The organism is Streptosporangium sp. H16 (assembly GCF_051918855.1).
In the GTDB taxonomy this organism is placed as follows: domain Bacteria; phylum Actinomycetota; class Actinomycetes; order Streptosporangiales; family Streptosporangiaceae; genus Streptosporangium.
In genome coordinates, this window is the sequence record NZ_JBPXMD010000014.1 from 104,543 (window position 1) to 116,935 (window position 12,393).

Genomic DNA, 12,393 nt, shown 5'->3' on the forward strand with positions numbered 1-12,393 from the left:
CGCACGCGCCGGCCCGCCACCTCCCGGTGGCGGGCCGGTTTCGGTGTCCTCACCCGCCGTTCGCGGCCCCGAGGCGGTCCCGTACCGGACTCCCGGCCTCCCCGCCGCGCGGGACCAGGGCGGCGCCGAGCAGGGAGAGCGCGCAGGCGGCCCAGAAGACCGCGGGCAGGCCCGCGAGGGCGGCGACCAGGCCGCCGGCCGCGGCGCCCAGCGGCATGGCGCCCATGCCGATCAGGCGGCAGGTGGCGTTCACCCGCCCGAGCAGGCCGTCGGGGATGAGCCGCTGGCGCAGCGAGACGGAGACGACGTTGGTGACGGCGTTGGCCGCGCCGATGCCCGCGGCGGCGGGGAAGACCGCGAGCGGGGAGGGCACGAGCAGCGGCACCAGCAGCAGGAGGCCGTTGAGCAGCGTGACGCCCACTAGAGCGCCGTTCTCACCGGCCAGCCGGGTGAGCCGCCCGGCGAGCACAGACCCGGCCACCGCTCCCGCCGCCAGCGTGGCCGCCAGGAAGCCGTACTGGCCAGGGGTGAGCCCCACCCGGGAGCCGCCGCCGACCACCCACAGCACGAAGACGGCGAAGTACGCGCCGTAGGCCAGGTTGAGCACGCCGGAGTACGCGGCCAGGCCGCGCAGGGCGCGGTGTCCCCACAGGTGGCGCATGCCGTCGGCGATGTCGGCGCGCAGCGCCTGCGCCGGTGCGCTCTCCGGTCGGAACCGGCCGCGCATGCCGAGCAGCAGGAGCGCGGCGCCCGCGTACAGCAGGGCGGCCGTCCCGAAGACGGCGGTGGAGGCCATGCCGGCCAGGCCGACCAGCAGGCCCGCGAGCGGGGCTCCGAGGAAGTGGTTGCCGAGCGTCTGGGTGGCGACGAGCCGCCCGTTGGCCGCCTCCAGCCGGTCGCCGGCCACGGTCGTCGGCAGCGCCGACTGGGCGGAGGTGTCGGCGAACACCTCCGCGGCCCCGGCGAGCAGCACCGCGGCCACCAGCACCGGCAGGGTCAGCACACCGGACCACGCGGCGGCGGCCGTCGCAGCCAGTACGGCCGCACGCGACCAGCCCGCCAGGATCATGATCCGGCGCCGGTCGTGGCGGTCGGCGATCGCGCCCGCGTGCAGGGCCAGCAGCAGCCACGGCAGCGTCGTGGCGGCGCTGACCAGCGACACCAGCAGCGGCGAGCGGGTGAGGGAGATCGCCAGCAGGGGAACGCCGACGAGCAGCACGCCGTCGGCGAGGTTCGACAGGCCGGACGCCGCCCACAGGTGGTGGAACGGGCGCCCCAGCCCGGCGGGGACGGCGCTCCCTCCCGTCTCGGGCTCCGGGCTCCCCGCGGTGTTCCCTCTCGTCTCCCGTTCCGGGCTCCCGGCTGCGCTCGTCGTCCCCGCCTTCTCGGGTTTCTCCCCGGCCTCCGGCCTTTCCGCCGGTGCGTTCCCGGCACTGTGTGAGGTGCGCCCCGCCGCGTCGCTCCCGCTCGTTCTCATGGTTCCTCCGCCCCGGCGGGTTCTCATCGGCCGCTGGGGGCGAGCAGTTCGGCGAAGACCTTGACCGCCCGGTCGACGGCGTCGGTGCCGACCCCCGCGTGGGTCACCGCGCGGATCCGCCCGTGGCCCAGCTCCTCCACCCGGACACCCCGGCGCCGGGCCGCCGCGATGAACGACCGGGTGGTGTAGCGCTCGTCGCGCACGCGGAAGAACACCATGTTCGTGATCGGCGGGCCGGGGCTCAGCCGGACGCCCGGCAGCCGCGACAGCCCGCGGGCGAGGCGGGCGGCCTTCTCGTGGTCCTCGGCGAGCCTCCCGGTCATCTCGGTGAGGGCGATGATGCCGCAGGCGGCGATCATGCCGGCCTGCCGCATGCCGCCGCCGAGCATCTTCCGCATCCGCCTGGCCTGGGCGATGATCGCCCGATCGCCCACCAGGACCGACCCGATCGGCGCGCACAGGCCCTTCGACAGGCAGATCTGCACCGTGTCGGCGTAGAAGGCGATCTCCGCGGGGGTGACGCCCAGCGCGACCGAGGCGTTGAAGATGCGCGCCCCGTCCAGGTGCAGCGCCACCCCGTGCGAGCGCGTCAGCTGGGCCACCTCGGCGAGGTAGTCCAGCTGGAGCGGCAGGCCGCCGCACCGGTTCTGCGGTGTCTCCAGGCTGACCAGCGCCGGAGGCGCGATCTGCGGGTCGGTGCGGTCGACCGTGCACGCCTCGGCGATGTCCTCCAGGCTGATCGTCCCGTCCGGCAGGTTGGCGAGCGGCTCGTAGACGATGCCGCCGCACATCGACGCGCCTCCGGCCTCGTAGACGTACAGGTCGGACTCGTGGCCGACGATCGCCTTGCCGCCGCGCGGGCAGTGCGCCAGCAGCGCCGCGAGGTTGGCCATGGTGCCGCTCGGCATCAGGCAGCCCGCGGCCTTGCCCAGCAGGTTGGCGGCGAGCCGTTCCAGCTTGGCCACCGTCGGGTCCTCGCCGTAGACGTCGTCGCCCAGCGGCGCGTTCGCGGCGGCCTCCAGCATCTCGGGGGTCGGCAGCGTGAAGGTGTCGCTGCGCAGCTCGATCTCGCCGCCGCCGTCGTCGTTCTCTCCGGCGACCAGGTGGGGTGTGTCCAGCACGCTCGTCATGGGATTCCAATCGGGGGTTCCGGGAGGGGCGGTGACGGTGAGGGGGACGGGGTGACGGCAGGAGGGGGTGGGTGCCCCGGGGCGGGGGACGGGCGCCGAAGGGTGGTGACGGCAGGGGGGCGGGGGACGGTCAGGAGGGTGAGATGCGATACCCCTGCCGGGGGATCTCGATCGACGGCAGCTCGCGGAGCAGGACAGGCCGCAGGTGCCCGAGCGCGGTGTCCAGCGCGTCGTACAGCTCGCTGTGGCCGGGCGCGTGCGCGATCACGTAGCCGAGCCGGTCGTAGCTGCTGCGGGCCGGCCGCACCTCCGAGCCCGGCGGCGCGGTGACCGTCACCGCGTCGACCCCCGGCACGGAGCCCGCGTCCTGCACCCCGGCCACCTCCCGCAGCGTGACCTTCCCCCGTCCGCCCCCGGCGCCGTCCGGCGCCAGCAGGAAGGCGATGCCGGCGGGGGTGAAGCGGTCGGGCAGCGGCAGCTGGTCCAGGTCGGCCGCGGCCCGCAGGTGCGCGTCGAGCAGGTCGAAGCCGCACGCCCGCGCGATGACCTCGGGGATCATGCCGCCCGCGGGCCGGGCGTTGATCTCCACGACGTACGCGTGACCGTCGATGAGCTTCATCTCGATGTGGGTGGCGCCGTGGGTGATCCCGACGGCGGCCAGCGCCCGCAGCGCGGTTCCGGTGAGCACCCGGACCTCCTCCGCGGGCAGCGGCGCGGGGAAGACGTGCCCGCGCTCCACGAAGTGCGGCGGCGACGTCACCCGCTTGGCGGTGATGCCGACGCACCGGTGGAACCCGCCGGAGCTGACCGTCTCGACGCTGAACTCCGGGCCCGCCAGGTATCCCTCGATCAGCGCGGTCCTCGCGGTGGCCTGCCCCCGCACGTTGACGCCGGCCGAGATGATCCGCCGGCAGTGGGCGGCCACCTCCCCGGGCGTGGAGCAGAGCACCACGCTCAGCGAGCCGGTGTCGTCGACGGGCTTGACGACGCACGGCAGGGCGATCCGCGACAGCGCGACCACGATCCGCGAGTCGAAGTCGTCGCCGGGGCCGACCAGCTCGAAGGCGGGGGAGGGCAGCCTGGCCGCCGCCAGGGTACGGCGCATCCGCCCCTTGTCCCTGCAGGCGGCGACGGCCTCCGGCGGGTTGCCGGGAAGCCCGAGGTCGGCGGCGACCCTGGCGACCGCGGCGGTGTAGAACTCGCTGGTCGTGGTCACCCCGGCGATCTCGGCGATCTCCCCCAGGGCGTGGCACAGCTCCGCGGCCAGGGTGTCGGGGGAGCCGGTGGCGCACGTGACGACCCGCACCCCGGTGGCCGCGAGCCCGCTGTAGCGCGAGGGGGTGTCGGTGGCCAGCACCGGGGTGAAGCCCAGCGCCGCCGCCCTGGCGAAGGCGAGCATCCCCGAGCCGGTGGTGTTGGACTCGACGAAGACGAGGACCGGGGCCGGAGACGGGGCCGGGGTCGGAGACGGAGGCGGGGCCGGGTTCATACGTACTCCAGGGCCCGGCCCAGCGTCGCGTAGGACCAGGTCACGGCGGTGTCGGTGAGCTGGATCGGGTCGGGGGCGAGCGGCGGGCGCAGGTCGGTCAGACCGTGCGCGGCCCGGTACTCGGCGCTGTAGATCGTGTTCACGTACCGGTCGCCCCGGTCCGGGAAGATCACCACCACCGAGACGTCCGGGTCGAGCCGCGAGGCGAGCCAGCGCGCCACCTGGTAGGCCGACCCCGAGCTGTTGCCCGCGAACACCTTCTCGTACGAGGCCAGCTCCAGCGTCGCGGCGAACGCCTCCCGGTCCGACAGCCAGTGCACCTCGTCGATGACCGAGAAGTCCACGTTGGCCGGGACCAGGCTGTTGCCCAGCCCGCTCTGCAGCCGCCTGGGCACGTCGGGCTGGCCGAAGATGGCGCTGCCGACCGCGTCGACGGCGACCACGCGCAGCGCGGGGTTGGTCCGCCGCAGGGCCCGCGCCGTCCCGCACAGCGAGCCGCCGCTGCCCACCGCGCCCACCAGCACGTCGACCCGGCCGATCTCCGAGACGACCTCCTCGGCGAGGCGGTCGTAGGCGGCCGGATTGGCCGGGTTGTCGTACTGCCGGGGCCAGAACGCGCCCGGGTTGGCGGTCATCACGGCCTGCAGCCGCTCCAGCCTGGCGCTCTGCCAGCCGTTGCCGGTCATGGCGGGCACGATGTCCAGGGTGGCGCCCAGCGCCTCCAGCTTGGCCATGGTGATCGGGTCGATCCGCGGGTCGGTGACGATGTGCACCTCGTGACCGAGGTACGTGCCGACCAGGGCGACCCCCATGGCCAGGGTGCCGGAGGAGCTCTCCACGATCAGGCCGCCGTCGGCCAGGACCCCCTCGGCCCTCGCGGTCAGGATCGCCTGCCGGGCGACGCGGTCCTTCATCCCGTACGGGTTGGCCAGCTCCAGCTTCGCGTGGACGGTCGCCCCGCCGGTCGCCCGCAGGCGCATCAGCGGGGTTCGGCCGATGGCGTCGATCGCGTCGGTTCTCAGTGTCATGTCCGGCTCGTGCTCCTACAGACGATGAGGGGCCGCCCCAACCGCTCCAGTTCCGTGAGGGCGCGGGCCAGCCGGGGACCGTGCTCGGGGTCGTGCCGGGCCAGCAGGATCCCCAGGCACGTACCGCTGTGCCCGACGACCGTGCCGAGCCCGCCCACGTCGCGGCAGATCTCCTCCACCGCCGCCAGGTGGGGTTTGGGGTTGAAGGTCTGGAACAGCCGCGCGCTGGCGGAGGCGACCCTGCCGACCGCCGCCAGGTCGTGGTCGCGCACGGCGCGCGTGAGGTCGTCCAGGAGCTCGCCGTAGCGCACCGCCCAGTGGGCGGGGATCGGTTTCCTCGACCGGTTGAAGGCGACGGTGTCGACGCTCTCCCCGTCGTCGATCCCGGCGATGGTCAGCTGGGGGAGCGCGCCCATGCGCCGGTGCAGCCGCACCTGCCGGTGGAAGAACGCGGTGATCCCCGGGTGCATCACCCCGTCGGACGGCTCGATCTCGGCCATCATCTGTTTCAGCAGCCGGTTGGGGAGCTTCAGGCGGAAGGCCGAGTCCACCGCCCGCGCGGTGGCGACCAGGTCGGCGGTGGAGCTGGCCATGCCCTTGCCCTCCGGCAGCGCGCTGTTGAGCATCAGCCAGCCGCCGGTGTGCACCCCGTACCGCGACAGGATCCCGGTGGCCAGGCGCCGCGCCTTGTTCTTGTGCGGCGGCGAGACGATCACCTGGTCCAGCTGCGGGTCGGGTTCGAAGACGGCCTCCACGTACAGGTCGACGGGGAAGGTCACCAGGAAGTCCGTACCGGGTCCCAGGATTCCCTGCAGGAGCTCGCCGAACGTGCCGGGGGCCCGCCCCCGCCCGACCCCGCCGGCCCGGCCGGCGACGGTCTCCTCGATCGGCATCTGGATGGTCATGACAGATCGCCCGCCTTCGTGCCGGTGGTGTGTTCCCAGGCCTCCCGCAGCCACCCGGACCGCTCCGCGGCCCCCCGCTCGGCGGCGGCCAGCCGGTCGCCGGTCTGCTCCAGGAGGAGACGGACCTGCTCGGGGCCGGTCGAGCCGCCGGTCCGCTTGCGCCACACGCTCGCCTCGGCGTCCAGCAGTCCGCGCACCTCGGTCTCCCCGACGGCCAGGGTGAAGCCGAACCGCTCGCCCGCGGCGACGAGATCCGGTGCCGAGAGCAGGTCGGGGGTGAGGGTGGCGGCCGGGTCGAGCCGGTCCATGGCGGCCGAGATCCAGGAGCCGACGACGACCTGCGCGCTCCTGGCCGGCACGCCGTGTTCGAGGGTGAGGTGGTTGGCGACGGTCGAGGCGGCCGTCAGCTCGTCGCGCGCCACCCGGCCCGCCCGCTCGGGGTGGAACCGCACGTTCGCGACCACCCGCTCGAACAGCGCCAGCATCGTGCCGCAGGTCGAGAAGAGGTCCTCCAGGAAGCGGGTGCTCTCCTTGGAGACCTCCACCAGGTTGGTGTAGCCGGTGTTGCGCTGCCCGATCATGATGTCGTACGAGAGCCCGACCAGGTGGCCGGTCATCCCGCGGGCCCGCTCCAGGATCGGGAAGTTCCGCTTGTGCGGCATCGCCGAGGAGATCCCGGCGAGCTCGTCCGGCAGGTCGACGAACCGGCAGCTCGACCCGCTCCACCAGATCAGGTCGGTCAGGAACCGGCTCAGCGTGGTGCCGAGCACCGACAGCTCCCCGGCCGAGCGCAGCACCCAGGCGCGGGAGGCGACCGAGGTGAGCGCGTGCGGCTGCGGGCCGTCGAAGCCCAGCGCGACGGCGATCCGCTCCCGGTCCCACGGCAGCTCCAGCCCGGCCATCGCCCCGGCGCCCAGCGGGCAGAGGTTGACCGTGTCGAACAGCGCGAGCAGCGACTCGGTGGCGTCGGTCGCCGCCTCGGCGAGCGCGGCCAGGTAGAAGCCGAAGGTCATCGTCTGCGCGGTCTGGTGCTGGGTGTAGCCCGGCATGACCGACTCGGTGTGCCCGGCCGCGGTCCCCAGCGTGGCGCGGGCCAGCCCGCCCACCGCCGCCGCCGTCTCCAGCAGCCGTTCCCTGCCGAGCATCAGTTGCGCGCACGCCTGGACGTCGTTGCGGCTGCGGTCGACGTGCCAGGCGTGCGCGCCCTCGGGGACGCGTGCCTGGACGCACCTCTCCAGGGCGAACAGCGGGTCCGACATGGCCGCGGCGCGCTCGGCGCCGACCTGCTCGGGCGTCAGGTCCAGCACCGTCCGGCGGATCCGCTCCGCCGCATCGTGGCCGAGCAGGCCCATCCGGGCGTACTCGCCGGTCTGGGTCAGCTCGATCCACCGGTAGTGCCGGAGCAGGGTGCGCATCTCCCAGTCGAACCGCTGGGTCAGGACCGCGTCGTCGAGTAACCGCGCCGGGGGCCGCCGTATCCGTCCTGTCGGAAGCATGAGGCTCACGCTGCCAGCGCCCGTACGGGGTGACCAGGCGGAATGACCGGCGATATCGCGGCGATATCCGGCGATAATCGGCTTTTCCTACGGTGACGGCATCTGATCGTCACCGGGAGGGCTCACGTGAGGTCTGCACTTCTGTCCGACAGCCTGGGATTCGCCCAGCTGTTGCGTACCCATCGGGACAAGGCGCGGCTGACGCAGGAGGAACTGGCGGAGCGCGCCCGCCTGAGCGTGCGCACGCTGCGCGACCTGGAGCGGGGCCGTACCCGCTACCCGCACCGCACCTCGGTGCGCCGCCTGGCCGCCGCCCTGGAGCTGACCGGAGAGGACCGCCTCACCTTCGAGGCCACCCCGCCCCGCTCGCTCGGCGCCCCCGCCGTGGCGCCGCCTGCGGAGTGGGCGCTGCCCTCGGTGAGCGGTACGGTCGCGCTGAGCCGGCTCCCGCTGCTGCGGGAGGTCGAGGACACGCTGTCGGTCGCCTCCGGTGGCGGGGAGCCCGCGCTGGTGACCGTCACCGGCCCCGCGGGGGTCGGCAAGACCACCCTCGCCACCCAGTGTGCCCTGGTGCTGCGCCAGCGGATGGGGCTGGACGTCCTCTTCCTCGACCTGGGCCGCGACCGGCGCGACCCCCGCGAGCTGCGCGACGCCGTGCGGCCGGCCCGCATCGCCCGCATGACGTCCCCGGTCTCGGGCGGGCGCTGCCTGCTCCTGCTCGACGACGCCCGCGCCGACGACGGGCTGACGGCGGGCCGAGTGCCGCCGCTGCTGGCCCTCGGCTTCACCGGCGTCGTCGTCACCGGCAGGGAACCGCTCACCGACCTCGTCCCGTCACGGCACATCGCGCTCGCGCGCCTGAGATGAGACACCGATGAACAACGGGGTTGGAACGGACATCCGGGTGCTGATCTGCTACTCGGAGAGACTGCTGCGCACGGCACTGTGCTCGATCCTCGCCGCCGAACCGGGGCTGCGCGTCGTGGGGGACGCCGGAGACGGGTTCGAGGCGGTGTCCAAGGCCAGGGGCCTGCGGCCGGACGTGGCCCTCGTCGACGAGCGGCTCACCGGCCTTGACGGCGTCCAGGTCACCGAGCGGCTCCGCGCCGACCCGCTGGCGGGCTCGGTGCGCAGCGTCATCCTGACCGAGCACCCGGAGGCCATGTTCGACGCCGTGCGCGCCGGGGCCCGCGGCTTCCTGTTGCGCTCCAGCGCCCAGGACGAGCTGGTCGGGGCGATCAGGGCGATCGCGCGGGGGGAGGCGTTCTTCGCGCCGCAGGTCGCCAGCAGCTTCCTGAGCCGCTTCGAGAACGGGCTCCCGTACCGGCCGCCCGAGGCCGTCAAGTCGCTCACCGAACGCGAGCACGAGGTGCTGGCCCTGGTCGCCGACGGGCTGAACAACACCGAGATCGCGAGCAAGCTGTACGTCAGCCAGGCGACCGTCAAGTTCCACGTGTCCAACCTCCTCAGCAAGCTCAACCTCCGCGACCGCCTGCAGATGGCCGTGTTCGCGCACAAGGCCGGCGTCGTCTGACGCCCGCCGGGCCGGCCCGCGCCCCCGCGCCGGACCGGCCGGTTTCCTGCGAACGGCTTCTCACGAGCGGCTTCTCCGGACCGCTCCTCGGGGGACACGAACCCCTCCGCCACCGGGGGCGAAGGGGGGCACGCGGCAGATCGGGGGACGAGGACGGGGGCGTCACTCGCCGGGGCGGCAGACGGTTCCCGGGGCGGGGAGCGTCAGGTCGACGAGGTAGCGGGTGGCGTGGCCGATCACGCAGCGGCTGGCGGGCCCGTTGTTGCCCGGCATGTACAGGACGTGCCCGGGACCGTCGTACTGGACGGTGACCGAACCGGGCACCATCCCGGCCAGGCTCGCGGTCATGGTGTGGTCGGTCCAGGACCCGGCTCCCAGGAACGGCGGCAGGCCGCGGACCGGCAGCGGCCGGGACGGGTTGGCGACGGGCCGCGGCCAGCCGGCGCAGCCCAGCATGTCGAACGGCGCGGCGCCCAGGTGGGGGGAGGCCTCCCGCATCCGGCGGGAGACGTCGCGGAACTGGTCGTACCCGGTGAAGCCGCGGTCGTCGGGGCAGGTGATCGCCCGCAGGGCGGGCGTCGCCCAGATCCGCGAGTTGCCGTTGACGGACTCCGCGAAACCGGAGGCGTCACCCTTCCTGAGCTTGTCCACCGACGTGGCGAAGGCCTTCCACCAGGCGTTGTCCGGGCCCGGGTTCGCCTGGAAGCTCATCAGCCTCAGGTGCCACCCGCTCAGCTTCCCCTCGCCGAACTCCGGGGACGAGATCGGGATCGGGGAGCGGTCGAGCTTCTCGATGAGGGCGCGCCAGACCGCGCCCGCGTCCTCCCCGTGCAGCGCGCAGGCGCCGTCGGCCGCGCACCAGGCGACGAACCGCCCGAACATCCGCTCGCCGATGGAGGCGTTGTCCAGGTGCACCTTGGCCCACCCGTTGACCTGGTCGGCCGCCCCGTCGAGGTACATCGCCCGGATGCGCCCGGGGAACAGGCGCGCGTACGCGGCGGCGGGCACCCCTCCGTAGGAGTTGGCCATGAAGCTCAGCCGCCGCTCGCCCAGGGCCTCGCGGACCGCCTCCATGTCCCGTGCCACCGACAGGGAGTCGAGGTTGTCGAACAGGCCGCTGGAGTCGGCGTCCCGGCACTTGCGCGCCGCCGTCTCCACCCTCGCCACCTGGGCCCGGTACTCCTCGCGGTCGCGGGGTTCCAGCAGCTGCGTTCCCATCCCCCAGCACACCGCCGGCAGCCTCTCCCTGAGCCCGGTGTTGCGCGGGTTGTAGCCGACGAGGTCGAAGCGGCGGCGTAGCTCGGTGAGGCCGGGCGCCGAATCCTTCAGGTCCTCCACCCCCTCGGCCCCGGGGCCTCCCGGCACCTGCAGCACACTCCCGATCCGGTTCGCCGGATCGGTGGCGGGAAGCCGTGCCAGGTCCAGGGTGAGCTTCCGCCCGCGCGGCCTCCTCCAGTCCACCGGCACCGTGACGGTGGCGCACCGGATCCCCTCCGGGAGGTTCTCGCCCGCACACGCCTTCCACGTGAGCCGCTTCACCCGCGAAACCGCCCCCGGCGACGACGCGGAGGCCGGAGCCCGCGCGGACCCCGTCGCGGGTGAGGGCGCCGACGACGGCGAGGGTGCCGGCGTGGGTGACGACGCGGGCGAGGGCGCTCCCGCCGGGACGAGCAGCGCCGATGCCGCCAGCAGTCCGGTGAACAACGATCCGATCTTCCCGTACATCCGTGGCTCCTTCGTCTGGACGGCGGTTGGCGCGCCGTACGGTCGTCTCCCGCCGGCTCCCGAACGCCGGCTCCCCTCCACCGTCGCGAACCCGCCCGCCGGAGACCACGGGGACGTCCGCCGGGAAACCTCGGGATATCCCCCACAGGCCCGCCAGATGTCGGGCGGGAGCGTGGTGCGGCACGCTGAAGGAATGAGCCGTCCTCCCTCCGGCCCTCCACCCCCGGCCGCGTCGTCCCCGCCTCCGCCAGGCCCGCTGCCGGAACCGGGACCAGACCTGGAGCCGAGAACAAACCCGGAACCGGGACCGGACCTGCAACCGAGACCAGGCCTGGAACCGGGGCAGAGACCGGGCCAGGGATCGGGCCGGGGAACGAGGCGGAAGCCGGGGCGGGTCTGGCGCGAGCTGGGCTACGCACTGGCCGGGTTGCCGCTCGCCGCCATCGGTCTGGTCCTCGTCCTCGCCATGCTGCTGACCGCGTTGTGGTCGACGGCGATCGTCGGCCTCCCGATGCTGGCCGTCACGGTCCGGGGAGCCCGGTACCTGGGGGCCGTCCACCTCGGCCTGGCCCGCCTGCTGCTGGACGTCCGGACGCCCGCCCCCGCCCCCTTCCGGCCGGGACCCGGGCCGATCGGCTGGTTCGTGTCGGCGCTCGGCGACGGAGTGGGGTGGCGGGCGGCCGCCTACCTGCTGGTCAAGCCGCTGACCGCGCTGCTCGCCCTCGGCGTCGCCGCCGGATTCTGGGGTGGCGGCCTGTGGCTGCTCTCCTATCCCGTCCGCTGGGCGGCGGGGTACACCGGTGCCTGGGGCCCGCACACCGACACCTGGCCGGGCGTCCTGCTGGTGGGCGTGGCCGGTCTGGCGCTGCTCGCGCCGGCGCCCCTGGCGCTGCGGGCCGCGCTGCTGCCCGAACGGTTCCTCGCGCGCACCCTGCTCGGCCCGACCAGGATCTCGGCCAGGATCGGTCACCTGGAGGAGACGAGGGCCCGGATGGCTGAGGACGCGACCGCGACCCTGCGCCGGATCGAGCGCGACCTGCACGACGGACCGCAGGCCCGCCTCGTGGCGCTGGCGATGAGCCTGGGCATGGCGAAGGACGAGCTCGCCGCCTCCCCGGGGGAGGACCGGCTCCGGCAGGCGCGCGACCTGGTGGACGCCGCCCACCGCGACGCCAAGGAGATCATCGCCGACCTGCGCCTGCTGATCCACGGCATCTACCCGCCCGTCCTGGACCAGGGGCTGGAGGCCGCGCTCGCCATGCTCGTCACGCGCTTCACGCTGCCCGTCGACCTCCGCGTCGACCTGCCCCGCCGCCCCTCCGCCGCAGTGGAGGCGATCGTCTACTTCTGCACCGCCGAGCTGCTCGCCAACGTGGTCAAGCACAGCGGCGCGCGGCGGGCGATCGTCGAGGTGGGGGGAGGTGGCGGCCTGCTGCGGCTGCACGTCGGCGACGACGGGACGGGCGGCGCCTCGGTGGGCGCCGGGACGGGACTGCCGGGGCTGATGGCCCGGGTGGGCGTCGTGGACGGGCGGCTGGAGATCGACAGCCCTCCCGGAGGGCCTACCGTGGTCACCGTGGAGGTGCCGCTCCCCACCTGAACGGAGATC

Annotated in this window: 10 protein-coding genes; 3 read left to right on the forward strand and 7 right to left on the reverse strand. The window is 74.1% G+C overall.

Annotated elements, in window-relative coordinates:
• Positions 1–49: 49 nt before the first annotated feature.
• From ACTOQ2_RS23600 to ACTOQ2_RS23625, 6 genes are all read right to left on the reverse strand, one after another.
• A complete protein-coding gene (locus tag ACTOQ2_RS23600) occupies positions 50–1,477 on the reverse strand; it encodes an MFS transporter (protein ID WP_440102217.1) in 1,428 nt (475 codons plus the stop codon).
• 23 nt (positions 1,478–1,500) lie between these two features.
• Complete coding sequence (locus ACTOQ2_RS23605; protein ID WP_440102219.1) at positions 1,501–2,598, reverse strand: GntG family PLP-dependent aldolase; 1,098 nt, start codon at positions 2,596–2,598, stop codon at positions 1,501–1,503.
• A 139-nt stretch (positions 2,599–2,737) separates the two neighbouring features.
• Positions 2,738–4,096 (reverse strand): ATP-grasp domain-containing protein, encoded by a 1,359-nt coding sequence (locus ACTOQ2_RS23610; RefSeq protein WP_440102221.1) that lies wholly within the window; start codon positions 4,094–4,096, stop codon positions 2,738–2,740.
• On the reverse strand, positions 4,093–5,124 hold the full coding sequence (locus ACTOQ2_RS23615) for a PLP-dependent cysteine synthase family protein (RefSeq protein WP_440102223.1): 1,032 nt from the start codon (positions 5,122–5,124) through the stop codon (positions 4,093–4,095). The genes ACTOQ2_RS23610 and ACTOQ2_RS23615 overlap by 4 nt, the downstream gene beginning before the upstream one ends.
• Positions 5,121–6,029 carry a GHMP family kinase ATP-binding protein gene (locus tag ACTOQ2_RS23620; protein WP_440070338.1) on the reverse strand — a complete coding sequence of 303 codons (909 nt, stop codon included), beginning with the start codon at positions 6,027–6,029 and terminating at the stop codon, positions 5,121–5,123. Before ACTOQ2_RS23620 ends, ACTOQ2_RS23615 begins: the two co-directional genes overlap by 4 nt.
• The gene (locus ACTOQ2_RS23625) at positions 6,026–7,525 is read right to left on the reverse strand and encodes a lyase family protein (RefSeq protein ID WP_440102225.1); all 1,500 of its coding nucleotides are present in this window, start codon (positions 7,523–7,525) and stop codon (positions 6,026–6,028) included. The genes ACTOQ2_RS23620 and ACTOQ2_RS23625 overlap by 4 nt, the downstream gene beginning before the upstream one ends.
• A 126-nt stretch (positions 7,526–7,651) precedes the next feature.
• Here ACTOQ2_RS23625 and ACTOQ2_RS23630 point away from each other — a divergent pair, with 126 nt between their 5' ends.
• Positions 7,652–8,392: a helix-turn-helix domain-containing protein gene (locus ACTOQ2_RS23630; protein WP_440070340.1), complete on the forward strand. Its 741-nt coding sequence runs from the start codon at positions 7,652–7,654 to the stop codon at positions 8,390–8,392.
• Positions 8,393–8,399: 7 nt separating this feature from the next.
• Entirely contained in the window at positions 8,400–9,059 is a 660-nt protein-coding gene (locus ACTOQ2_RS23635; protein WP_440070341.1) for a LuxR C-terminal-related transcriptional regulator, read from the forward strand.
• 162 nt (positions 9,060–9,221) lie between these two features.
• Here ACTOQ2_RS23635 and ACTOQ2_RS23640 read toward each other — a convergent pair whose 3' ends face one another.
• Positions 9,222–10,598 carry an alpha/beta fold hydrolase gene (locus ACTOQ2_RS23640; protein ID WP_440102227.1) on the reverse strand — a complete coding sequence of 459 codons (1,377 nt, stop codon included), beginning with the start codon at positions 10,596–10,598 and terminating at the stop codon, positions 9,222–9,224.
• On the opposite strand from ACTOQ2_RS23640, the gene ACTOQ2_RS23645 reads away from it, so the two are divergent.
• A complete protein-coding gene (locus ACTOQ2_RS23645) occupies positions 10,585–12,384 on the forward strand; it encodes a sensor histidine kinase (protein WP_440102229.1) in 1,800 nt (599 codons plus the stop codon). The genes ACTOQ2_RS23640 and ACTOQ2_RS23645 overlap by 14 nt on opposite strands.
• The last annotated feature ends 9 nt before the right edge of the window (positions 12,385–12,393 follow it).